The sequence below is a fragment of the Dietzia sp. Alg238-R159 genome (assembly GCF_900537145.1).
Taxonomy (GTDB): Bacteria; Actinomycetota; Actinomycetes; order Mycobacteriales; family Mycobacteriaceae; genus Dietzia; species Dietzia kunjamensis.
The window spans coordinates 20,553-45,271 of sequence record NZ_UNRI01000007.1 but is presented as its reverse complement, the minus strand read 5'-3'; the positions used below and the strand labels follow the sequence as shown (position 1 = coordinate 45,271).

Annotated in this window: 15 protein-coding genes; 10 read left to right on the top strand and 5 right to left on the bottom strand. The window is 68.7% G+C overall.

Annotated features, from left to right (window positions below; all coding sequences use genetic code 11):
• Positions 1-5: 5 nt before the first annotated feature.
• Both G6R20_RS14560 and G6R20_RS14555 read right to left on the bottom strand, forming a co-directional pair.
• Positions 6-9,488 carry a type I polyketide synthase gene (locus tag G6R20_RS14560; RefSeq protein WP_163376807.1) on the bottom strand — a complete coding sequence of 3,161 codons (9,483 nt, stop codon included), beginning with the start codon at positions 9,486-9,488 and terminating at the stop codon, positions 6-8.
• A gap of 354 nt (positions 9,489-9,842) precedes the next feature.
• A complete protein-coding gene (locus tag G6R20_RS14555; protein ID WP_240341490.1) occupies positions 9,843-10,421 on the bottom strand; it encodes a hypothetical protein in 579 nt (192 codons plus the stop codon).
• A 170-nt stretch (positions 10,422-10,591) separates the two neighbouring features.
• On the opposite strand from G6R20_RS14555, the gene G6R20_RS14550 reads away from it, so the two are divergent.
• Positions 10,592-12,226 carry a sodium-dependent transporter gene (locus G6R20_RS14550; RefSeq protein ID WP_119192379.1) on the top strand — a complete coding sequence of 545 codons (1,635 nt, stop codon included), beginning with the start codon at positions 10,592-10,594 and terminating at the stop codon, positions 12,224-12,226.
• Between the two features lie 3 nt (positions 12,227-12,229).
• Positions 12,230-12,376 (top strand): methionine/alanine import family NSS transporter small subunit, encoded by a 147-nt coding sequence (locus G6R20_RS14545; protein WP_096905822.1) that lies wholly within the window; start codon positions 12,230-12,232, stop codon positions 12,374-12,376.
• Positions 12,377-12,430: 54 nt separating this feature from the next.
• Here the strand turns inward: G6R20_RS14545 and G6R20_RS14540 are convergent, their stop codons facing one another.
• Positions 12,431-13,816 carry a glucose-6-phosphate dehydrogenase gene (locus G6R20_RS14540; protein ID WP_119192378.1) on the bottom strand — a complete coding sequence of 462 codons (1,386 nt, stop codon included), beginning with the start codon at positions 13,814-13,816 and terminating at the stop codon, positions 12,431-12,433.
• A 45-nt stretch (positions 13,817-13,861) separates the two neighbouring features.
• Between G6R20_RS14540 and G6R20_RS14535 the strand changes: the two genes are divergently transcribed.
• Together G6R20_RS14535 and G6R20_RS14530 are read left to right on the top strand one after the other, a co-directional pair.
• The gene (locus G6R20_RS14535) at positions 13,862-14,737 is read left to right on the top strand and encodes a maleylpyruvate isomerase family mycothiol-dependent enzyme (RefSeq protein WP_119192377.1); all 876 of its coding nucleotides are present in this window, start codon (positions 13,862-13,864) and stop codon (positions 14,735-14,737) included.
• A 14-nt stretch (positions 14,738-14,751) separates the two neighbouring features.
• Complete coding sequence (locus tag G6R20_RS14530; protein ID WP_240341489.1) at positions 14,752-15,258, top strand: gluconokinase; 507 nt, start codon at positions 14,752-14,754, stop codon at positions 15,256-15,258.
• Between the two features lie 65 nt (positions 15,259-15,323).
• Here the strand turns inward: G6R20_RS14530 and G6R20_RS14525 are convergent, their stop codons facing one another.
• Complete coding sequence (locus G6R20_RS14525; protein WP_096905825.1) at positions 15,324-15,848, bottom strand: YetF domain-containing protein; 525 nt, start codon at positions 15,846-15,848, stop codon at positions 15,324-15,326.
• 31 nt (positions 15,849-15,879) lie between these two features.
• Positions 15,880-16,425: a CAP domain-containing protein gene (locus tag G6R20_RS14520; protein WP_159981080.1), complete on the bottom strand. Its 546-nt coding sequence runs from the start codon at positions 16,423-16,425 to the stop codon at positions 15,880-15,882.
• A gap of 318 nt (positions 16,426-16,743) precedes the next feature.
• Between G6R20_RS14520 and G6R20_RS14515 the strand changes: the two genes are divergently transcribed.
• From G6R20_RS14515 to G6R20_RS14490, 6 genes are all read left to right on the top strand, one after another.
• Entirely contained in the window at positions 16,744-18,675 is a 1,932-nt protein-coding gene (locus G6R20_RS14515; RefSeq protein ID WP_163376806.1) for a class I SAM-dependent DNA methyltransferase, read from the top strand.
• Entirely contained in the window at positions 18,672-19,901 is a 1,230-nt protein-coding gene (locus G6R20_RS14510) for a restriction endonuclease subunit S (protein WP_163376805.1), read from the top strand. The genes G6R20_RS14515 and G6R20_RS14510 overlap by 4 nt, the downstream gene beginning before the upstream one ends.
• Before the next feature lie 127 nt (positions 19,902-20,028).
• Positions 20,029-20,496: a hypothetical protein gene (locus G6R20_RS14505; RefSeq protein WP_163376804.1), complete on the top strand. Its 468-nt coding sequence runs from the start codon at positions 20,029-20,031 to the stop codon at positions 20,494-20,496.
• Positions 20,497-23,643 carry a type I restriction endonuclease gene (locus G6R20_RS14500; protein ID WP_163376803.1) on the top strand — a complete coding sequence of 1,049 codons (3,147 nt, stop codon included), beginning with the start codon at positions 20,497-20,499 and terminating at the stop codon, positions 23,641-23,643. It begins immediately after the preceding gene.
• 176 nt (positions 23,644-23,819) lie between these two features.
• Positions 23,820-24,473: a recombinase family protein gene (locus G6R20_RS14495; protein ID WP_163376802.1), complete on the top strand. Its 654-nt coding sequence runs from the start codon at positions 23,820-23,822 to the stop codon at positions 24,471-24,473.
• A 48-nt stretch (positions 24,474-24,521) separates the two neighbouring features.
• Positions 24,522-24,698: a hypothetical protein gene (locus tag G6R20_RS14490; RefSeq protein ID WP_163376801.1), complete on the top strand. Its 177-nt coding sequence runs from the start codon at positions 24,522-24,524 to the stop codon at positions 24,696-24,698.
• Positions 24,699-24,719 lie beyond the last annotated feature (21 nt).

Here is a 24,719-nt window from a genome sequence, read left to right as displayed (position 1 = left end):
GGCCGTCACCGGCCGGCGGTCTCCGCGGCCCCGGTGCCCGCGGCCCCGGTGTCCGCGGACCCGGCAGCGGCGAGGATGCCGTCGGCGTCGAGCCGCGCGGCCGGGTCGAGCAGGACCGCGGCCTCGCGCTCCTTGACCTCGTCGGCCGACCCCTCGCCCAGGCGACGCGCCTCGGGACGGGCGTAGAGCGCCTCTCCGCCGTAGATGGCATCGGTCAGGCGACGGGCGCCCTCACGCTCGCGCCGCAGGCCGGCCTCGCGGATGCGCTCGGACTCGTCCTGCCCGTACTCCGCGGCGACCGCCCGGTGGAAGGCCTCCGGGTGGGCGACGGCGATGAGGCCCGAGACGTGGCCGAAGCCCAGCGAGGTCAGCAGACCGGCCTTGAGCGGCAGGTCACCGCCAAGCTGCAGGGTCTCCCGCAGCCACACCAGGTGGCGGTGGCGGTCCAGGACGTCGTCGACGCAGTCCAGGGCGCGGTTCGGCGGCAGCGTGCCCGACCGCAGCATCTGGGTCAGCCCGATGAGCTGGAATGCCGCGGCGCCACCCTTGGCGTGCCCGGTGAGCGACTTCTGCGACACCACGAACAGCGGGTTGCCCTCCGACCGACCGATCGCGGCGGCGAGCCGCTCGTGCAGGTCGGACTCGTTGGGGTCGTTGGCCTTGGTCGAGGTGTCGTGCTTGCTCACCACGGCCACGTCGTCTGCGGTCAGGCCGAGCTGTGCGAGCCCGCGGGCCAGCGGCGAGCGCTGCCCACCGCGACCGGCACCGAGCGCACCCAGGCCGGGGGCCGGGATGGAGGTGTGCGCACCGTCCGCGTACGACCCGGCCCAGGCCACGACGCCCGTGACCGGCAGGCCCATGCGGGCCGCGACGTCGCCGCGCGCCAGCAGGATCGTGCCGCCGCCCTGCGACTCGACGAACCCGCCGCGCCGCCGGTCGTTGGCCCGGCTGTAGTGCCGCTCGTCGATCCCCTTGGCCGCCATGGCCGCGGAGTCGGCGGTCGCGGACATGTCGGCGAAGCCCTGGATGCCCTCGGTGGACAGGTCGTCGAACCCGCCGGCCACCACGAACTCGGCCTTGCCGGCGCGGATCTTGTCGAACCCTTCCTCGACGCTCACCGCGGTGGTGGCGCAGGCCGCCACCGGGTGGACCATCGAACCGTAGCCGCCGACGTAGGACTGCATGACGTGCGCGGCCACCACGTTCGGCAGCGCCTCCTGCAGCGTGTCGTTGGCGCGGCTGCGGCCGAGGATGCCGTCGATGTACAGCGAGCGCATGCTGGTCATGCCGCCCATGCCGGTGCCCTGCGTGTTGGCGACGTCGGCCGGGTGGACGTGGGCCAGCAGCTCCGCCGGGGTGAAGCCCGAGGAGATGAAGGCGTCCACGGTGGCGACCAGGTTCCACGCCGCCACCCGGTCGATACCGGAGACCATGTCGGCGGGGATGCCCCACGCCGTGGGGTCGAAGCCGGTGGGGATCTGCCCACCGACCACCCGGGTCAGGGTGGCGCGGCGCGGCACCCGGATCTCGGTGCCGGCCTTGCGGGTGACCGTCCACTCGCCGTCCTCGCTGCGGGTGACGACGGTGTTCTCCGGGTCGTCGGACTGGTAGGCGCGGGCCTGGGCCTCGTCGTCCACCACGAAGGACAGATCCTCCGGCAGGAACACCGAGGTGAGCTGCGGCGAGGTGTTGTCGAACATCTCCGCCCGCGAATCGTCGGCGTAGGTGCGCACGCCCACCCGGGCGAGGACCTCGTCATGGAAACGCTCGGCGATGTCGGCCTCGTCGATCGGGTCACCGGAGGAGGTGACCGTCCAGCCGGCGCGCGGCGAGTCCTCCCAGGTGATGAGCCCGGTCGACCAGGCCAGCTCGACCACGCCGGCGGCGGTGAGGTCGCCGGTGGTCTCCACCTCGAAGCGGGTGCGGGCACTGCCGTAGGGGCCGACCTCGCCGGCGCCCACCATCACGACCATGTCCTCGAGCTGCTGGGTGACCTCGCCCCACTCGGGACGCTCGTCGGCGGTGATCGTCGGCAGCGAGGGCAGCGCGGCGATCGTGCCCGCGGCGTCCTCGGTCGAGGCCTCGGTGGGGGCGGCCGGACGGTCCGCCGCGAGGGCCGACATGTCCAGGTCGGCCGTGCCGAGTCCGCCGGTGAGGTCGACGGTGACGGGGGCGTCACCGGCCGCGGAACGGGAGTCCGGGGTGCACCAGCGCAGCAGCTCGGCGGCCATCTCGGCCGTCGACCAGGTGGACACGCCCGCGGCCTCGACGGCCTCGACGAGCGGGTCGTTGTGACCCATGAGTCCGGTGCCGCGGACCCAGCCGATGATGGCGTGGACGAACGTCACGCGCTCCGACCATGCCTTCTCCGAGCCCCACTTGGCGATCATGGCGTCGAGCGCGGCCTTGGCCTCGCCGTAGGCGCCGTCGCCGCCGAACATGCCCCGGTTGGGCGAGCCCGGCAGGACCACGTGCAGTCGGGAGTCGACGTCGGTGTCGGCGCCGATCGCACCGAGTCCGGCGACGAGCTTCTCCACGCCCCACAGCAGGACGCGCATCTCGGTCTCGGCGCGCGGGCCGGCGTCGGCCATCGAGCCCTGGACGCGGGGAGCCGCGAACGGGAACAGCAGCGTCGGGGTGAGGGCCGGCTTGAGCACGGTGGTCTGGCCACCGGCCGACTCGGCGTGCTCGGACCCGACCCACTCGACCAGCGCGTCGACGTCCGAGTAGGAGGTCAGGTTGGCCGGCAGGACCCACAGCGCCGCGCCGCCACGGGCGTTGCTGCGGTACAGGTCCTTGAAGAAGGCCAGCTTGGACTGGTCCAGGTTGGAGGTGGTGGCCACCACGGTGGCCCCGCCCGCCAGGAGGCGTCCGGTGACGGCGGCGGCGATGGAACCCTTGCCGGCGCCGGTGACGACGGCGACGTCGTTCGCGTACTCGCCGACGAACTCCTCGGAGGCGACCTCCGAGATCTCCCGGTAGGCGCTCGCCAGGGCGTCGCGGCGGGCATCGGTCGCCCGGGCCGCCCACCAGCGGGCCTGCTCGGCGACGATCTCGCCGGCACCGCGGAAGGCGTCCGCAGCGTCGGCGGGCACGTCGGACCGGGTCCACAGGCGGGCCAGATCCTCGCGGGCCGAGGCCCAGCGGTCGTCCATGAGGACGGCGCGGCCGGCGTCGAAGGCCGGGGCCACCACGCGGCGCCAGTCGGCGCCGAGTTCGGCGGCCACGAGGTCGGCCAGCTCGGAGTCCGGGTCGGCCTCGGCGAGCAGGTCGACGGTCTCGGGCTCGAGGTGTCCGAGGCGGGTGAGCACTCCGCGTGCGGCGCGGGCCAGGACACCGTCGGCGCCGGTGATCTCGTCGGCGAACTCGGTCAGCGCGGCGGAGTCGACGACTCCGCCGCCTCCGGCGCCGGACGACGGCATCGCGACGGCCACACCGTGCGCGGCACCGACGGCCGACACGGCGGCGTCGATGAGCGAGTCCAGGCCGGCCACGTCCTTGACGCCCGAGGCGTCGAGGGTGGCCAGGTCGCCGCCACGGATGGAGGCGCCGTCACGGGTGCCCAGCGCGATCTCGGCGATCACGTGCTGGGCCCAGCCGGAGCCGAGCTCCCAGGGGCCGGTCACGCGCTCGGTGATGTAGGCGGCCCGCTTGCCGGTGCGGCCGAGGACCGCGCGCAGCGCCTCGCCGACCGCGTCGGACAGGACGGGGCCGAACGGGGCGTACCCGCGCGCCAGTCGTGAGACCTGGTCGGCGAGGGTCGGGAAGTCCGCCTCGGCGGCGCCGTCGATGGCGCCCAGGCTCAGCTCGGTACCCAGGTCCAGCAGCAGCTGGTTGCGCCGCGAGGACACGCCGTCGCACAGCGTCTCGATGGAGTCGCCGGACGCGATCTGCTCGGGACGGACCTTGGTGCGCAGCGCCACCAGCATGCGGGTGGCGGCGGGCGCGCCGAACTCGAGGTCGTCCGGGCGGGGTGCACCGGGGGCGGCGGTCGCGGCCGGAGCCGCGTCTGATCGGTCCGCACCGGCCGTGCCGGGGGTGTTGACGGCCGGTGCGGGGTCTGTGGGGGCTGCCTGGTCGGCAGCCGCGGTGTTGGTCGAACCAGTGGTGGTGGAGCCGGTGGAGGCGGAGCCGTCGCCGGCGTCCAGCTCGTCGTCGTCGACCTCCACGCTGGGCGGCAGGGTGCCGTACAACGTCGCCGAGTCGCGCTCGATGTTGATCACCTGGGCCCGGGGGCCGCGGTGCGTGGGCAGGTCGAGGGTCTTGGAGGCGAGGTTCGCGACGGTCGGGGCGTTGGAGACACCGACCTCGATGAACTGCTCGATACCGAGTCCGCCACGCTCTACGGGCGTGAAGAACAGCTCCTGGGTCTCGATCCACCGGACCGGGCTGGCGAACTGCCAGGCCAGCAGCTCCACGAGCAGCAGGCGGCCCAGTCGCGTGGGGGTGGCGGCCCACTCGTCCCAGTTCGCGAGGACCTCGGCCAGCGAGTCGGCCGGCACGAGATCGGCGATCTCCTGCACGAAGCCGCGCTCGAGGCTGAACAGGCGCGGCACGAGGTTCGGCACGTAGCGGCCCACGAGCACCGAGATGTCGATGTCGTGCGGGATCAGCTCGTCGAGGGTGGCCCGGAAGTCCGGGACGCCGCCGCGCAGGACGGTGGAGTGGAACGGCACGTCGATGCCGGGCACCAGGATGAAGGCGTTCTTGCCGCCCGAGACCGCGAGCTCCCGCTCCACGGCCTTCTCCAGTGCATTGCACCCGGCGACGGTCCCGGCGAGCGCGTACTGCGAGCCCGCCAGGTTGTAGTTGACGATCTCGATGAACTCGCCGGACTCGCGGGACACGCCGGCCACCCAGTCGGCGACCTCGTCGTCCGAGATCCCCATCTGGGACGGACGGATCGCGGCCATGCGGTAGTCCGAGCGGCCCTGGGCGTCCCGCGGCACCAGCTGGTGCATGGTCGACCCGCGCTGGAAGACGATCTCCAGCAGCGGCTCCAACGCCAGCACACCGGAGATGGCGGCCAGGGCGTCGTACTCGCCGATCGAGTGACCCGCGAAGTACGCGTCCTCGATGAGCAGGCCGTCGGCCTCGAGCTCGGCGCGCTGCGCCACCGCCAGGCAGGCCATGGCGACCTGGGTGAACTGCGTCAGGTAGAGCACGCCGTCGGGATGCCGGTGGACCTCACCGCGGACGGTGACCTCGGTGGGGTTCTCGCGGACGAGCGCCAGGATCGAGAAGCCGAGCGCGGAGCGGGTGTGCTTGTCGGCGCGGTCCCAGATCTCGCGGGCGGCGGGGCAGCGGGTGCGGCCCTCCATGCCCATCCCCTTGGCCTGGATGCCCTGGCCGGGGAAGGCGTAGACGGTGCGCGGGGCCTCGGTCAGCGCGGTGGCGGCCATGACGGTGGCGCCGTCGACCGTGCACGTGACCTCGAGGACCTGGCCGCCGGCGTGGCGGCCGGTCTGCACGGCACGGACCTTGATGTGGTCGCCCGGACGGACCGGGGCGAGCATGCGGGCGGTCCAGCCGGCGATCCGCAGGGCGGGGGTCTTCCCGTCCGAGGCCTGCACCGCGTGCTGCGCGGCGGCCGAGAGCCACATGCCGTGGACGATCACGCCGCCCAGTCCGGCCAGTTCGGCCGCGGTGTCGGAGACGTGGATCGGGTTGTGGTCGCCCGAGACCAGAGCGAACGCGGTCATGTCGTGCGGCGCCGTGATCGTGGTGGACACGCGCGCCTGGCGGGAGGTCTCGGCGGGCTCCGCGGCCCCACCGGACGGGGTGACGAGGGCGCCGCCGGCGGGGCGGGGGTCGCCCACCTCGGCGCGGCCCGTGCGGCCGCGGATCGCGAACCGCTCGGACAGGGTGCACAGCGGGGTGCGGGTGCCGTCGGAGTCCTCCGCGGCCACCTCGACCGACACCTCGACCACGCGGCCGAGGTCGGTGTCGCGGACACCGCCGGACCGGGCGACGACGACGAGGTCGGTCTCCTGCTGCGGCAGCGCCGCGTGCATGCGGACACCGTGGTCCAGATGGACCAGATCGAGCAGTCCCTCGACGACGGTGCCGGTGCCACTCGGGCGGCGCGTCTCGCCGAGCACGGCGAACACGGCGGGCCAGGCGGCGCCCACGAGGGCGTCCGGGACGCCGGCGGACGGCACGAGCGAGGTGGGCAGGCTGCCTGCGGTCACGCCCGTGTGGTCGACGGCGAGGGTGGGCTCGAAGGTGAAGCGCGCGGTGGCGGTGTTGCCGTCGACCTCGGGGAGCGCGTCGATCACGGAGCCACCCGCACCGCCGCGGCCGACGCCGGAGGCGGTCGCGAGCAGGGTGCGCATGGCGGCCTCGGCGGCGGCGTCGGTGACGACCGGCGCGGCGCCGGTGGCCACGTCGTCGCCGAGGGTGATGGTGATGGTCATCTCGGTCGGGCCGACGGGCAGCGTCAGGTCGACGGTCCGGCCGTCGGCGGCCGGGGTGAGCACGGCGCCGGAGACGGGATGGCGCCCGACGCCCTCGGCGTCGATCTCCCAGGCGTGGAGCACACCGAGGCGGTGGACGGGGCTGATGACGAGACGGCCGGCCCAGGTGACGTCGGGGCTGTTGAGCACGTCGGCGACGGGCCCGGAGGCGGTGGTGACGATCCCGCGGCGGCGGCTGTTCACGGCCTCGGTGGAGGGCATGTAACCGGACACGCGCTCGGCGGTGGCGGCCTCGAAGCGGTCGAGGAGGTCACCGACCGGCTCGTCGGCGCGGGTGATGCCGGCGACGGCGGTCGTGCCGGGGATGATGCACACGGCGTCGGCGTCGTAGCGCGGATCGTGGGCCTGCCACAGCGAGTCCGAGCGCCACCAGCGGCGCACGTCACCGTCGATGACGGGCACGAACGGCACGGGCTTGCCGGGCATACGGCAGATGTCGAAGAACTCGGCGGCGTCGGCCGGGTGCAGCACGGCGTCGGCGAGCCCGGGGTACCGGGCGGCGAGGGCGGCGATCACCTCGGCCGGGCGCTCCATGGACTCCTCGCGAGGGAACGCCGAGACGATGCGACCGGTGTCGGCGGCGTCGAGGCGGGCCTCGGTGCGCTGCACCATGCGGTGGAAGCGCTCGCGAATGGTCGGGTCGAGCCACACCGAGCGGGTGTCGTCGGCCACGTCGCCGCCGAAGTCGGCGCCCAGGTCGAAGTCGTCCGTGGTGTGGGTGCTCGACCCGTCGACGGAGGCGCCGGGGGCGAGGGAGAGCTCGACGAAGCGGCGCAGCCACTGCTCGTAGGTCATGGAGTCGAGGTCGCCGAAGTAGGGCTTGGCGGTGCCGTTGATCGCGGCGATGATCTCGTCGCGGCGGGCGGCGACGGCGTCGGCGTCACCGGCGACCTCGTCGAGGAGGCGCCCGGTGCGCGCGGCGGTGTTGTCGATCTCGTGGATGTCCGCACCGAGCTGGCTGCGGCCGGAGGCCATGCCGCCGTCGGCCTGGCCGGCACCGACCCAGGCGTCGACGCCGACGGTGTCGACGAGCATCTGCTTGACCTGGGGGCTGGTGGTGGCCTCGAGGGTGGCCATGGCGGCGGTGCCGACGAGGATGCCGTCGACGGGCATGGCCGGGTAGCCGTGGGCGTTGGCCCAGGACCCCGTCAGGTAGTCGGCCGCCCGCTCGGGGGTGCCGATGCCGCCGCCGACGCAGAGGACGACGTTGGGCCGCTCGCGCAGCATGGCGTAGGTGGCCAGCAGGAGGGCGTCGAGGTCCTCCCACGAGTGGTGTCCGCCGGCGCGGCCGCCCTCGACCTGCACGATCACCGGCATGTGGGGGACCTCGGCGGCGATGCGCACGACCTGGCGGATCTGGGCGACGGTGCCCGGCTTGAAGCTCACGTGCCGCAGTCCGGCCTCGGTGAGCTCCTCGATGAGGGCGACCGACTCGTCGAGCTCGGGGATGCCGGCGGTGACGATCACGCCGTCGAACGGCACGCCCGCGGCGCGGGCACGCTGGACGAGGCGCTTTCCGCCGACCTGCAGCTTCCACAGGTAGGGGTCGAGGAACAGGGAGTTGAACTGGGCGCTGCGTCCGGGCTCGAGGAGCTCGGTGAGGCGCTGGGTGTTCTCGGCGAAGATCGCCTCGGTGACCTGGCCGCCGCCGGCGAGCTCGGCCCAGTGGCCGGCGTTGGCCGCGGCCGCGACAATCGCGGGATCCACGGTGGTGGGCGTCATTCCGGCGAGAAGGATCGGCGAGCAACCGGTGAGGCGGGTGAAGGAGGTCTCCACGTGGACGCTGCCGTCGGGCAGGGTGACCAGCTGCGGCTGGAACGCGGTCCACGGCCGCTCGATCGGCGGGGTCGCACCCGGGGTGAAGAGGTTGCGCAGGCCGCCGCGGGTGGCGGCGGCGACCACGCCGACGCCCTGGCCGCGGATCACGGAGCGGTTGAGTCGGGTCAGCGCCTCGCCCGGACCCATGTCGAGGATCCACTGGGCCCCGGCGTGCAGGGTCTCGGCCATCTCCTCCACCCAGTCGACCGGCTCGGCGAAGACCTGGCGGGCGAGGTGGGCGGCGCGGTCGGCGTCCAGGCCACAGCGCTCCGCCCAGCGGGAGACGACGTCGACTGCCGGGGCCATCGCCGGGTGGTGGAACCCGACCTCGACGTCGAGCGGATCGAAGACGGGGGCGAAGATCTCGCCGCCGGTGAGCTTGGCCTCGCGACGACGACGCGACTCGGCCTCGAGGTCGGCGCAGTGGCGACGCAGCTCCTCGAGATCATCCGGTCGACCGACCACGACGTGGCGGCGCTGCGCGTTGCGGATGGAGACGGTGGGGCGGATCGTGGCGTCGACGCCGGCGAACAGCTCGTCGACCAGCGTGCGCAGGTCCTCGCCGTCGATCCCCGACACGCCCATCATGGGGCTCGCCTCTCCGCGGCGGAACAGACCGACGCGCCGTCCGACCAGGGTGGCGGCGGCGCCGATGAGCTCGGCGACGGCCAGCAGCCGGTCGTCGATGGACCCGAAGGTCTCCACCGACTCGACGGCGAGGATGCCCTGGGAGTGGCCGACCACGGCCGCCGGGGTCGTGTCATTGACGTCGAAGCCCTCGGCGGCGAGAGCGCGCAGGGCACCCATCTGCGTGAGCAGCACCGCGGGCAGCGAGACCGCGGCAGCGGAGAGGGAGGCGTCGTCGGGCAGGTCCGCGCCGTCCTCGTCCTCACCGGTGGTGGTGTTGGCCCACTCGATGGGCCGGAAACCGTGCGTGCGGACGACGGCGATCTCGTCGTGGACGGGCTCGGTCAACGCGACGGAGGCGTCGACCAGGTCCTGGAGCTCCGGGCCGATGCCCGTGCCGTCGATGAGGTCGCTCAGCGCGTCGCGCCAGGCGATGCCCTGTCCGCCGAAGGCGAGCGCATAGGCCGTGCCCTCACGGAGCTCGTCCGCGAGCGCGGGGGCGCCGCGGCGGGCGGCGAAGCCGGTCTCGAGCGGGCGGGGGGTGAGGTCGCGGTCATCGATCGTCACGTGGGGAACTCCTTGGGCACTGCGTCAGGGACATCGCGTCGACCGGCCAGCGGTTTCGGCGCAGGACACAGATTGCCACACGAACTTGAGGGGTTCCTCAGCTTGAGGGGGTACGCGCGACCGGAACAGGGGGCTCTTTCGCCGCGCGCCGAGTGATCCGCACCACATCAAGACATGACGCGAACCTCATATCGACAGGTGAGGGGCCCCTCAGGTTTCCCAACGCCCCCGTTATCCGATCGTTATCTCGTTCTCAGGGGTTCTCCGACCCCCCACGGCGTGTCGCGGACACCCCCGCAGCGTGCCGCGGCCGGGCCCGCAGTGTGTCGCGGGCCGGGCCCGGGCCCGTCTGCGTCAGGCGCCGCAGCGCAGGATCGCCATGGCGACCGCGTCGAGGCCTTCAGCGGGACACAGATCGGCGGAGAGTCGTCGCGGCCCCGACGTCCACTCGACGTGCGCCGTCCGCACCGGAGCGCCGAAGGCGATGGTCACCAGTCCCCCGATGCCCGGTGTCCCGTCCGGCCCCAGGGCGCCGGCGCCGACCGTCTCGACACCCACCACCTCTGCGACGGTCGCGGGTCCCGGAGCGGGGATGAGGCTCACGTCGATCCGGGTCCCGTCGAAGGCGCCGACCCACACCGCGAAGGTTCCCGTCCCGTCCGAGCGGAGATCCAGGGTGTATCCGTGCGCGAACCACGACCCCGTCTCCCCCACGAGGTCCGCAGGCCCCGGGACCGGCGTCGCCACCGGGACCGGCGCCACCACGGGGGCCGGTGAGCCGACCGGGCCTGCCGGGCCTGCTGTGCTCGGAGCGGAGGCGATCGCGGGATTCACCGCCCCCACGGCGAGGACACCGGCGACGACCGCCGACACCACCGCGCGGAATGCAGACGTGCGATTCTCCGCGCTTCGTGTGCCGATATCGGTCCTCATGGGCTTACCGTATTCCCACGAGTCACACATCTCGATGCAGAGATTGCGTCGATCCGGTCACCAACACGCAACGGCCGGGCTAGAAGTTGGTACACGCCGGGGACGCACGCACCGTCCCATGACAGGACCGCGCGGGCCCGCGGGCCCGCCCGTCGACAAGGAGTCGTCCCATGACACGACCAACCACCCGGAGCGGGGTGAAGCCCCGGGAGACGTTCTCCCGTCGCTCCGTCTTCGTCTTCGCCGCCATCGGCTCCGCCGTCGGCCTGGGCAACATCTGGCGCTTCCCCTTCGTCGCCTACGACAACGGTGGCGGCGCCTTCCTGCTGCCCTATCTGGTGGCACTTCTCACCGCGGGTCTCCCCCTGTTGTTCTTCGACTACGCCATCGGTCACCGCTTCCGCGGATCCGCCCCGTTGAGCTTCCGGCGGATGAACCGGTTCGCCGAGCCCATCGGGTGGATCCAGGTCCTGGTCTCCTTCGTCATCGCGGTCTACTACGCGGTCATCATCGCCTGGGCTGCCAGTTACGCCTGGTTCTCCCTCGATGAGCGGTGGGGCTCGACCTACGAGGAGTCCGCGACCTTCTTCGCCGAGGACTTCCTCCGCGCGGGCAGCGGGTTCGGCATCGATTTTGTGCCGGGCATCGCCATCGTCCTCGCGGTGGTCTGGATCGCCACCCTCGGCGTCCTCCTCGCCGGCGTCCAGAAGGGCATCGGACGAACCGCGATGTTCTTCGTCCCGCTCCTGGTCGCTCTGTTCGCGGCCCTGGTGGTCCGCTCCCTCTTCCTCGACGGCGCGCTCGAGGGTCTCAACAACTTCTTCACGCCCGACTGGGGCGTCCTCACGGAGCCGTCCGTGTGGATCGCCGCCTACGGTCAGATCTTCTTCTCCCTGTCGGTCGGCTTCGGCATCATGCTGACCTACTCGTCCTACCTCAAGCGCAAGACCAACCTCACCAGCTCCGGCCTGGTCGTGGGCTTCTCCAACTCGGCGTTCGAGGTCCTCGCGGGCATCGGCGTCTTCGCCACCCTCGGCTTCCTGGTGACCACGTCGGCGGGAGCCGGCTGGGACGATGTCGGGGGCGGCCCGGGCCTGGCGTTCATCGCCTTCCCCGCCCTCATCTCTCAGATGCCGGGCGGGCCGATCTGGGGCGTCGTGTTCTTCGTCTGCCTCATCCTGGCGGGCCTCACCTCCCTGATCTCCATCACCGAGGTGGTCATCTCGTCCTTCCAGGACAAGATCGGGTCCTCGCGCACCGCGGCCACGCTGGCGGTGGGTGTCCCGATGGCCGCCATCTCCCTGCTTCTCATGCCCACCGAGACCGGCCTGCAGAATCTCGACATCCTCGACAAGTTCGTCAACAGTCTGGGCATCGTCGGCATCTCGCTCATCGCGTTGGTCGTGGTGATCTTCGGCATGCGCCTCGCCCCGCGGTTGCGCGATCACCTCAACTCGGTGTCCTCGTGGAGGGTGGGCACGTTCTGGATCGTGTGCCTGGCCGTCATCACGCCGCTCGTGCTCGGCTACTCCCTCATCCGCGAGATCATGACCCTGATCGCCGAACCGTACGAGGGGTACGAGGCGTCCGTCCTAGGCGTCTGGGGTTGGGGCATGATCGCCACGATCCTCGTGCTGTCGGTGGTCCTGTCCCTCCTGCCGTGGCGCGGGTCCCGTCAGCTCGACGGCCCCCCGACGGTCGACGACGACCCGAGCGACTTCGCCTACGAGGAGGGCCTCACCCCTCCCGCCGCCGACCGCCCGTCCGGTGCGACGGCGTCCCCGCGCAAGACCAAGGAGGCCTGAGCAATGGATGCTCCCGCGATCATCATGATGGTCCTGTTCCTGCTCGTGATCTGGGGCGGACTCGTCGCCAGCATCGTCCACTACGTGGGCCACCCCGACGGGGTCGACGAGGGTGCCGTCCGAGAAGCGGCGGAACGCGGCAGGGGCTGACCCCGCCCGACCGCAGCTCCCGGCCCCGGTTCCGCCCACGGACCCGGGGCCGGGTCATTCCCGGCGGTCGCCCACCGCCGGGCCGTCGGAACCCGCCTCGTACTCCTCGAGCGGGACCCCGCCGGCCTCCCACGCCTCGATCACCGGAGTGAGGATCCGCCAGCACTCCTCGGCCACGTCACCGCGGACCGTCAGCAGTCGGTCGCCGTCGAGGATGCGTCCGAGGACCTCCCCGTACGGCAGCAGCTCGCTGTCCCCCAGGTCAGCGGCCAGGCGGGTCCTTCCGAGCGTGAAACGGTCGTCGGCCGCGTTCGTCGCCAGGTCGAGGGACACCCGGTCGGGCGCGATCCCGATCGTCAGGCGGGTCGGCGGAACATCCCCCGAGAACGCCCCGGGCACGTGGCGCGGCGGCCGGAACGTCACCGTCACCCGCATCGAGTCCTCGCCCAGCGCCTTGCCCGACCGCAGGCGCACCGGTACCCCGGCCCACCGCTGGTTCCGTATCTCGAGGACGACCTCGGCGAACGTCTCGGTCCCCCGAGCCGGGTCGACGCCGTCCTCTTCCGCGTAGGACGCCACGTCCCTGCCGCCCGTCCGCCCGGCGGTGTAGCGGGCCCGGCGCGAGGAGGCGAGCGGATCGTCATCCCACACGTGCGTCGCACGCAGCGTGGTGACGATGAGGTCGTGGAGCTCGGTGGCGTCGAGGCGCGCGGGTGCGTCCATCGTCGCCAGCGCCATCACCAGCAGCAGGTGGGACTGGAGCATGTCGACGAGCGCGCCCGCGGAGTCGTAGTACCCGGCGCGGCCCTCGAGGGCGAGCGTCTCGTCGGCGACGACGTCGATGCGCTCCACGTGTTCCGCGGTCCACACCGGCTCCAGGATGCGATTGGCGAACCGCATGCCGAGGATGTTGAGCACGGTCGCCTCCCCGAGGAAATGGTCGACCCGGTACACGCGGTCCTCGGGCACGAGGTCCGCGAGCAGAGCGTTCACCCTGCGCGCCGAGGCGAGGTCGTCGCCGAACGGTTTCTCCAGCGCGAACCGCACGTCGTCGCGCAGTGGGAGTCCGCGCAGGCCCTCGCACGCTGCGGCCGTGACGGCCGGAGGGAGGGCGAAGTACAGCACCACCGGTCCGTCCAGCCCGTCGACGAAGTCGGAGAAGGCGTCGGCGTCCGTCACGTCCAGTTCGACGAACCGGGTCGAGTCCACGATCCCGTCGATCTGCTCCGGGGAGCGGTCCCCGGCGCGCAATGCACTGCGGACGAGGTCGCGCCAGTCGCCGTCGTCCATCCCGGACCGCCCGGAGCCGATGACGGTGACGTCGCGGTCGGGATCCGTGGCGAGCAGGGTCCCCAACCCGGGGAGCAGGAGTCGCTCGGTGAGGTCGCCACCGGCTCCCAGGATCGCGAGGGTGGGACGGTCGGTCGTGGTCGGCGACATGCCGCAGACGCTACCCGCGGGGCGGCGCCGCAGTAGCGTGTGACCATGGACACCAACAGCCCCGATGTCACGACCGACGCCCCCGCCGCCGAGCCCGCCGGGCAGGCCCCCGCGGAGATCCGTCACCTCATCCAACAGTGGAAGCGTCTCGACGAACTGCTCGCCGGGCTCAAGAGGGACGACTGGATCGCACCGACCCCTCTTCCGGGGTGGACCGTCCGCGATGTGGTGGCGCACGTGGCGGGCACCGAGCACCTGCTCGCCGGTGAGGAGGTCCCGGACATCGAGGTGCCCGCCTCCGCCCGGGAGTACGTGCTCAACCCGATCGCGGAGCTCAACGAGAAGTTCGTCCAGGAGGCGCGTCCGCTGGCTGTCGAGGACGCGTTCGAGGACTTCCGCGACGTCGTCGCCGAGCGCACGGAGCAGCTCTCCGAGATGAGCGCCGCAGACCTCGAGGCCGAGACCGACTCCCCCGTCGGCCGCGTCCCGTTCCGCCGTTTCATGGGCGTGCGGGTCTTCGACTGCTGGATCCACGAGGACGACATCCGGCAGGCCATCGGGATGCAGCATCACCTCGGCGGCGACATCGGACGGTTCGCGGTCGGGGAGATCGTGGGCGCCCTGCCCCGCATCGTCGGCAAGAAGGCCGCCGCGCCGGACGGCTCCCGGGTCCGGTTCCGCGTCACGGGTGAGGCGGGCACCGATCTGCCGCTGGCCACCGATGTCATCGTGGACGGACGCGCAGCCCTCGCCGACGTCGACGACACCGCGCAGCCCACCGTGGAGCTGGTCTTCGACACCCCGACCTTCGTCCGCGCGGCGACCGGCCGGATCGTCGCCGAACCGGGCAGCGGCGTGGAGATCAGTGGCGACGAGGACCTGGGCCGGACGATCCTCGGGTCGCTGGCCTTCACCATCTGACGCCGCCGTCGCCCGTGTCCGGACCCCACATCGTCGTCATGGGCGTCTCGGGTGCCGGGAAATCGACGGTCGCCCGTGTGATCGCCGTCCGCCTCGGTGCGCCGTTCCTCGACGCCGATGACGTGCATCCGCCCGCCAACCGCCGGAAGCTGAGCGCCGGTGAGCCCCTGACCGACGATGACCGCGCGCCCTGGCTGGCCGCGGTCCGGGACGGCATGCGGGAACGCGACCGGTCGACGGGCAGCGGCCCGGGGCTCGTCGTCGCGTGTTCGGCGCTGCGACGTGCCTACCGCGACATACTGCGGCAGGTGGAGCGCCCGGTGTTCTTCGTCGAACTCGGCACCGACCCCGAGCTCATCGCGGCCCGACTCGCCGCCCGCCGGGGGCACTTCGCGTCCCAGCGGATCCTCGAGTCCCAGCTGAGCACAGTGGAGCCGCTCGAGGCCGACGAGACCGGGATCGTCTGCCCGATCACGCTGCCGGCGTCCGAGATCGCGGACGAGGTCCTCGCCGCTCTCTGACCCTGTTCTCGCCGCCCTCTGACGCGCCCCCTCGCCGGGGGGTCACTCCGCGCCCCGCCGGCGGGTCAGTCCGCGTCGCGTCGCGGCCACCCCGGGACGTCGTCGAGAACGGAGCCGTTGCCCAGCTGCGAACCGGTGATGACGCTCCTGCTCCCGTCGCTCTCCAGGATGACGGCGGCGGCCTCGCCGAGGTCCCCGATACCCGAGGAGCGGAGGGTCTGGCGGATGTCGGCGTGCGTGAGCCGGTGCCGCGCCAGCTGGTCGTCGAGGATGATCCCGTCGCGGACGAGCAGAGTCGGCTGTGCGGTGAGGGCCTTGCGCCCGCCCGGCAGTCGCCTCAACTGGGAGACGACGTACTGCAGGAGGACGAGCAGCGCCAGGGCGACCGCGCCCTCGGTCCACGACACGTCGGAGCTGAGGATGATGGTCGCCAGCGTCGAACCCAGCGCGACGGTGACGATGAAGTCGAAGGCGTTGAGCTGCGCGAGGGTGCGCTTGCCGAACGCCCGGATCGCCACCACGAGGAAGATGTACGCCGCGGTGCCCACGAGGAGTATCCGGAGTATGTCGGACCAGTTGTCGAACCACATGCCCGAACCGTACTGACCACGACGGTTCCTTCTACCTCTCCGACATCGGGGTGGCGAAGTGCTGGACGTAGAGATGAGCCTCCGGGAGACCCTGGTACGCGGCCGTCCGCAGGCAGACACCCACGCGGGTGAGGTCCGGGTCGAGGATGTTCTCCCTGTGGCCCGGGCTCTGCATCCAGTTGGCGACCGGATCCGGACCGCCCGTGGACGAATAGAACAGGTTCTCGGCAGCCCTGGAGTAGTCGACACCGGCCTCCCGGATGAACGTGGACGGGCCGCCGCTGCCGTCAGGCGCGGTGTGCCCCCAGTAGTCCCTCGCGATCATGTCGTCCGCTTTCGCGCAGGCACTGTCGCGGAGCCTCTCGCTGGCGTCCAGAGGCGGAAGGCCGTTCTCGCTCCGCTGTACGTTCGTCTCCCCTTCGACCGGGGACGGCTCCGCCGGGGGCTCGACCGCAGACTGACCCCCGGGGGCCTTCGACGAGAGGCCCCGGTCCACCGCGACATCCACCTGCGCGCAGCCGGCCACCATCGTCGAGGCCGCGAGGATCAGCGACGCGGCCGATGCTCTCGCGGCCATCCGGTTCCTCATCCTGATCACCCGATCCGAGGGAAGACCTGTGCGCCCGGGGAGACTTGAACTCGCTAGACGCTGCAGGTCCATAGCGCTGAAATCGATCCTAGCTGCAGTTTAAGCCTTTCGAGATCGCTGCCAATCCTGCTGGTTTCTACGAATTTGTGGGCAGAATGTGGGCAATTTGTGGGCATGGGTTGCCAATTCTCGAGGGCTACCGACAAGCAGCCCAGAGACAACGACAACTACCTGCAGACCTTCTCGCACCTTCCCGTCCCTGGGGTCTATGAGACGCAACTTAGGTCATCATCGACAATGATGACCATGAGCGCTCAAGTTGCCAAGATCAGCCAGTCAGCGGTGTGGGACACCGCTGACAAGTACCTGCGCAACGTTGTGGACCCCGAGGACTACGGCGAGTACATCCTGCCGTTCCTCATCCTGCGCCGTCTTGAGTGTCTGCTCGCCGACACCAAGGACGAGGTCGTGGAGCTGGCCGAGTCCGGAAAGTTCACCGGCGAGCTGCTGAACATGGCTGTCCACTCGAAGTTCGGGCTCGGCTACTACAACACCTCGCGCTTTGATCTGGAGGTCATCGGCACGACCGATGACCATGTGCAGGAGTCGCTTCTGGAGTACCTGGACGGGTTCTCCGAGCAGGTAGCCGACATCTGGGATGCGTTCAAGTTCCGGGAGAAGATTGCCACCCTGGAGCGGAACAGCCGCCTCTGGCAGATCATCCGGCACTTCGCGGCGATGGACCTGCACCCCGAGACGATCCCCGACGTGAGCATGGGCGATCTGTTCGAGGACATCATGTTCCGGGCCTTCACGACCAAGGGCAAGGGCGCAGGTGCGTTCTACACCCCGCGTGATGCGATCCGGCTCATGGTCGACGTACTGTTCGCCTCCGACGACGACGGCCTGACCGGTAAGGCACCGGCACGATCTGTATACGATCCGACCGCCGGCACGGGTGGCATGCTCCTGGTCGCGCAGCGTGCGCTGGAGGAGATGAACCCCAACATCGACGTGACCCTCTACGGGCAGGAGATGATGGACTGGGCCTACGCCATCGGCAAGGCTGACCTCCTCATCCAGGGCGGGCGACCTGAGTCGATCAAACAGGGCGACACGCTGCGCGTTGATCGCTACGAGGGCGAGACCTTCGATTACGTGCTGTCCAACCCACCATTCGGTGTTGACTGGTCGGTCTCCAAGGCCGAGGTCATGCGACAGTCGGAGGTGCCCGGTTCCCGCTTCTCCCACGGACTTCCTGCCGTATCTGACGGGCAAATGCTGTTCCTGAGCCACGTGGCCTCGAAGATGGCCCCGAAGGGGCCGAACGGTGCCGGAGGACGTGCCGCCATCGTCTCCAACGGCTCACCCCTGTTCACCGGCAAGGCCGGGTCCGGGCCGGACAAGATCCGCGCCTGGCTGCTCACGAACGACCTTGTGGACGCCATCATCGCGCTGCCGGAGAAGATGTTCTACGGCACGGGCATCTCGACCTACGTCTGGATCTTGGACAACAACAAGGAGGAGCACCGCCGGGGCAAGATCCAGCTCATCAACGCCGCGCCGTTCTGGTCCCCCATGCGCAAAGGTATGGGCGACAAGACCCGCGAGATGAGTGAGACAGACCGCGCCGCCGTACTGGAGATCTACACCGAGTTCGAGGACAGCGAGCACTCGAAGATCGTCACCGCCGACGACCTCGGCTACCGCGACGTGCCCGTGGTCAAGCAGAAGCACTACGTCACCAGGGTCACGCCCGAGGCCGTCGAGGAGGCCATGGCACACGCGGCGGCGGTCGAGGGCCACCGCGCCATCATCGAAAAACTGGACGGGGTGGTCTGGAACAGCCTGCCGACCCTGCTCAAGACCCGCGCCAAGGCCGCAGGCGCCAAGATGCCCACCGGCCTGATCGACGCGATCATGAACGCAGTCGCCCACGACGATCCCGAGGCTCCACCGGCGAAGTCCCGCACCGGCAAGCCCGTCCTCGTGGACGGGTTCTCGATGACCGAACGCATCCCGCTGTCCGAGGACGTGGACGAGCACATGCGCCGCGAGGTGCTGCCGTTCGCGCCCGACGTGACGTGGGACGAGGCCGCGTCCAAGGTCGGATACGAGATCCCCTTCACCCGCCTGTTCTACACGCCAGAACCGGTCCGACCCCTGGAGGAAATCGACGCCGACATCGCCCGAGTCATGGCGAGCCTAGAGGCGAAGTTCAAGGCGGTGCGGGAATGAGCTACACCGATAATTCAGCGTTCGCGGGGAGCGGGTACGAACTCTGGCCCCTCGGCACACTTGTTGAGGAACGCTCCGAGACGGGTGACGCAGCAGACCTCGCTCCGCTATCTGTCGGAAAGCAGGGTGTAACTGCACAGTTGGCGGGTGTAGCCAAGTCTGCGAACACTTCCAGCAGAAAAGTAGTCCGCGCGGGCGACATTGCCATCAATTCCAGGTCTGATAGGCGGGGCGCGGCGGGGCTCGCCAGACAAGATGGGACGATATCGGTTGTCTACTCGGTAATGACGCCAAACCCCCACCTACTCGACAAGGAGTATGCCCACCATCTCTTTCGGTCAGTTCCTTTCCAGGAGGAGTTCTTTCGGTTTGGCACCGGTATTCACTGGGATCTCTGGTCGACTCGCTTCACGAGCATGCGACAGATACCGGTACCGCTCCCGCCGCTCCCCACCCAACGCGCCATCGCGGACTACCTGGATCGGGAGACGGCGGAGATTGACGCCATGGCGGCGGAACTGGATGGGCTTGAGGACACCCTATCCAGTAGGCGAGATGCCGAGTGGGAGAGCCTGTACAGGGGCGTCTCCGGACCCGAAATCGCAGTGCAGTACCTAATTGAGTCCATCGCAGATGGTCCATTCGGATCAGCACTTACCTCATCCCACTACTCGGATTCCGGATACCGCGTCATTCGGTTGGGAAACCTGGGAATCAACGAGTACAGAGACGCTGACAAGGCGTACATCCCTGAGATGTACGGGAAACAGCTAGACCGACACTCAGTGACCACGGGGGACGTAGTTATGGCGGGCCTCGGCGACGATAAGATGCCGCTTGGACGGGCCTGCGTTATCCCTGAGACGGCCCTCCCTGCTATTGTCAAGGCCGATTGCTACCGACTGCGCCCTCGGACGGAGCTGATCAGTAGTGGATACCTCGCCTGGGCGCTTTCAAGCCCATCGCTTAGGGAAATAGCTTCCCTTCAATCTCGGGGATCCACCCGCTCCCGACTAAACACAGAGATCGCCAAGTCCCTTAGACTTAGGGTTCCTGACCTCGCGGTCCAGTCAAAGATCTTGGACGAATGGAGGTCGGCGTCGTCCGCAATCGATTCGATGATTGCCGATGCTAAAGAATTAAAAGCCTTGCTGGCCGAGCGCCGCTCTGCGCTCATCACCGAGGTCGTCACTGGCCGCAAGGCGGTGTTTTCTAGTGAGCTCTGATGTAGTTTCGATTTCTTCAATAGCAATCGCACTGGTGGCCGTCGTCTCATCAATATATAGCAGCATTAAGATGCGACAAACACTAGCAGTACAAATTGATGCACTCAGAACAACTACACGGCCACGAATGATCGCCAGACTAACTTCTCCTTCGATAGAGCACCCAGAGATTATTGGTCTAGAAATAATGAATGCAGGAAGCACCTCGGCGATTGACATTAGTGTCGCCTTCAGTCCGGACCTACCGAAGGTGAGAGTAAGCGACCTAAAGCACCCATTCGGAGACTACAAAATGGTCAATTTGCCAAGTCAGGCGTTGCGCCACGTGGAGGACCAAGTCATCGCAGAGTGGCCTCCGGGGCTCTCTACCACCTACACATATTGGGTCGGGGTCGATCCAGATATATATGTCTACGCCATAGACGGCCTCTCGCCAAAGACAAAGGTAACATTCTCATATTCAGATGAAGCTCGAAAGGCAGATTACGTAGGGACATTCTTACTTGATCCGTCTATTTATTCGGCGGCAAAACACAGGATTGCAGAGACGTTCAATGGAGCAGATTCTGCGACTCCTAAGGTCGAGGAGATCTAGATGAGCACTGCTGTGTTGATGGAGCGCGAGTTCGAGGACAACATCTGTCAGTCGCTCGCCGAGCGGGGGTGGGTCTACGACCCATCCGACACCGGCTGGGATCCCGAGTTGGCCCTGCACGGCCCTGACGCACTGGCCTGGCTCAAGTACCGCCAGCCGAGGGAGTACGCCAAGGCTGTCCCGGACAACGGGTCGGCTGTGGAACGCTCGCTGGCCGAGCACCTGCTTCTCACGCACCTGTCGGAGCGTGTGCTTGGCGGTGCGGTCAAGTACGACGCTGCGCACGGAAAGATCCGGGGTGGTCTCCTCGGCGCGCTGCGGGAGGGGTTCAAGTACACCCGCGCCGGGCACATGACCTCCTCCTTCGGTGCGATGGCGGCATACCCGCCCGCGAACCCGATCCTCACCTCCGCTGTCGAGGCCGCGAAAACCAACCGTCTCAGGGTGATCCGCCAGGTCCGGTTCGACGCCGAGACGAACGAGACCATCGACCTGGTGCTGTGCGTCAACGGCGTTCCCGTGGTGACGATGGAACTCAAGACCGACAACACCCAAGCCGTCGACGAGGCCAAGAAGCAGTACCGCCGCGACCGCAAGCCGGGACGAGGAAAGTCCAGGCCACTACTGGCACCGGGCCGATGCCTGGTCCACTTCGCGGTGTCGAACTCGGAGGTCTACATGACCACCGAACTCAAAGGCGCGGACACCTCCTTCCTCCCATTCAACCGGGGAACCGAAGACGGTCAGCCCGGCAATCCGCCGTCGGAGACCGGGTCCGATACGGACTACCTGTGGCGGCAGGTCTTCGACCGCGACCTGTTCCTGCGGCTCCTCAACGACTACGCCCTGTGGGAGCCTGCCAAGCGGGACAAGAAGGGCAAGGCCATCGGCTCCGCCGGTCGTCTGATCTTCCCGCGCTTTCACCAGCTTCGCGCCACCGAGGCCGTGGTCTCCGACATCCTCGATAAAGGTGTGGGTGGTCGGTACCTGATCTGGCACTCCGCCGGGTCGGGCAAGACAAAGACGATGGCGTGGATGGCGCACAACCTCATCCGCAGGCACGACGCGGGCGGTATCAAGCTGTTCGACTCGGTGATCATGATTTCCGACCGCACGGTGCTGGATCAGAACATTCGCGATGACATCGCACTGCTCCAGGCATCCGAGGGACTGATCGTTCCCGTCGGTGAAGCCGGTGGGGCGAAGTCTCCGCAGCTCCTCCAGGCGCTGACCGAGGGCGGGCACATCATATCCTGCACCCTCCAGACCTTCCCCGAGGTGCTCAAGCTCATCGGGGACCGCAGCGACCTGGAGGGCCGCAAGTGGTGCGTGATCGCCGACGAGGCGCACTCCTCCCAGACCGGCTCCGCAGCGCTCGCGCTGCGCCGACTGCTGGCCGATGCGGTGGCCGAGTCCGAGGACGGTGAGCCGCTGACCGGAGACGATCTGCTCACCGCACAGGAGTCCGCCGTGTCGCAGGCGATCAACCTGACGTACGTGGCGCTCACGGCCACGCCGAAAGCGAAGACACTGCGCCTGTTCGGGTCCAAGCACGGCGACGGCGACGATGTCACCTACCTGGCCTTCGACACGTACACGATGGCCCAGGCCATCGGTGAGGGCTTCATCCTCGACGTACTGGGCAACTACACCACCTACGACATGCTCGCCAGCGTCCGCGACGAACTCGGCCGCGAGGAGCATGTCAATCGCGGCGAGGCCGTCTCGGATCTGGTCCGGTTCGTCCGACTGCACCGCACCTCGATTGCCCAGAAGGTCGAGGTCGTCGTCGAGCACTTCCGGCGCAACGTGATGCACCACCTCGCCGGACACGCCAAGGCCATGGTCGTCACCCAATCCCGTCAGGCGGCGGTGAAGTGGTCCCTGTCGATGAACGAGTACATCGCCAAGAAGGGCTACGGGGACATGCGCACCCTTGTGGCGTTCTCCGGCTCGGTGGACCTCGATGACGATCCGACCGCCACCGGTCTGACCGAGGCTGGTCTGAACCAACGCGGCGACACCGAGAACGCCTTCAAGACCGACGACCAGTACCGAGTCCTCATTGTGGCGGACAAGTTTCAGACCGGCTTCGACGAGCCTCGACTGTGCGCGATGTACGTGGACAAGAAGCTCTCGGGCATCACCACCGTCCAGACCCTGTCTCGGCTCAACCGCGTCTACCCGAATAAGCCGACCCCGATGATCCTGGACTTCATCAATACCCCCGAGGACATCCAGTCCGACTTCAAGGTCTACTACTCGGACGCGCAGGTCCACGGCGAGGTCGACCCCAACACCCTTCACGACCTGGCCGACGTACTGGACACGGCGGGCTTCTACTCAACCGAAAAGATGATTGAGGTGGCCGACGCCTACGCGGCGGGCGAGAACGGTGAGACGCTGCGAAAGCTCATCACGCCGATAGTCCACGCCTGGAACGGCGAATACAGGCAGGCGAAGCTGGCTGGCGACAAGGAACGGGCACAGGAGATCCTGGATTTTAGAACCAACCTCATCAAGTACAAGAACGCCTGGGAGTTCCTAACCCAGATCGTCGACTACGCCGACATCGAGATCGCCAAGCGGGCCGCGTTCGCGATGATCCTGGGACGCAACCTCAAGATCACCGACCGCCCCGAAGAGGAGGACTACGTGAGCGGTGTGACTTTGTCCGGTGTGGGGCTTGTACCTGACCGGATCGAGGCGGACATGGCGCTGACCGAGGGCAGCGAGGATCCGCTGACGAGCCCTGAGTTCCTGCCTCAGACCGGGGCGATGCCCGCCCCGGTGAAGGAGACGTTCGAGCGGGTCATCGAGGAGGTCAACGCGCGGTTCGCCGCCGCCGGAATTACCGCGAACGACCGGGAGAAGCAGGGCTTCGTCACCGCCATGTGGGGAGCCCTGTCCGTTGATACCGAGATCTCCGACATGGCGGCAGAGAACACCGGCGAACAGATGAGCAAGTCGGCCAAGTTCAAGGGCAAGGTGCAACGAGTTCTGTTCGAGCACATGACCTCGACCGAGGAAATGGGCACCGCCGCGCTCGCCAACCCCGAACTACTCGATGCACTCGCGGCGGGACTGGCCGAAGTCGCTGAGGCGGCGAAGAAGTTCGGCCTGCTGGACAGTGACGAGGAGGAATAGGAGCTAGTGGACCGGCCGCAGCAGCGACCGACCATGCAGGATACGAAATCGAGCTGTCCGCTATCCACCGAATGTGACACCCATCCAGGCCGCGACTGTTCCCGCAGGCGGAAACGATTCAAAACTGGTGTCCGTTATCTATTGAATTCGGACATGGAATGTGACACGGTAGAAGCATGATCGCCAATAAACTCCCCGCCGAGAACCCGATCCGCTACGAGGGCGGCGACCCGACCAAGGTTGGATACGCCCGCGTGTCCACTGGAGACCAGGACCTCGCATTGCAGCTCGATGCCTTAGAGGCCGCGGGGTGTGTCCGTGTGTTCTGGGACCATGGCATCTCCGGCTCGACGAAGGCCCGCCCCGGTCTGGACGCGGCACTCGGCCACCTCCGGGACGGCGACACGCTCACTGTGTGGAAGCTCGACAGGCTGGGTCGCTCAACTGCCCACCTCGTCACCCTGGTCGAGCAGTTTCGTAACGAGGGGATCGGGTTCCACTCCATCACCGACGGAATTAACACCGCCACCCCGGCGGGAGAGATGTTGTTCACGATCATGGCGGCGGTCGCACAGATGGAGCGGTCGCTGACAATTGAGCGCACCCGCGCCGGACTCGCAGCGGCCAAGGCCCGTGGTCGGCAAGGAGGGCGTAAGCCTTCGCTCAACCCGCGACAGACTGAGCAGGTACGTAGGATGCGCGACGGAGGCGAAACTCTCGACGCAATCGCGGAGACCTTTGGAGTGTCCCGGTCCACCGTCATCCGGGTTCTCAATCCCAAAGCCAAGACACTCACCAGCTCGAAGGCGAAGAAGACCGTTAAGGTTTGACCTGTTCGACCGCCGCGCGACGATCCCCGCAACTAGGAGGCGCAACGCATGAGGGTCTATACCGAGGAAACCAACGCCGCTGGCGAGGTGTCCGCCGACTCTGAGGGGTGGGTTCACGTCCAAGGGCTCACTCACGGCCTCAGTCTCAATCTCGATGAGGCTGAGTGGCTGGGGAAGGTCCTGCTTGAGGCTGTCGACGCCGCGAGAAAGTCGCAAGCCCGCTAGGCACACGCCTGGCCGCCGCCC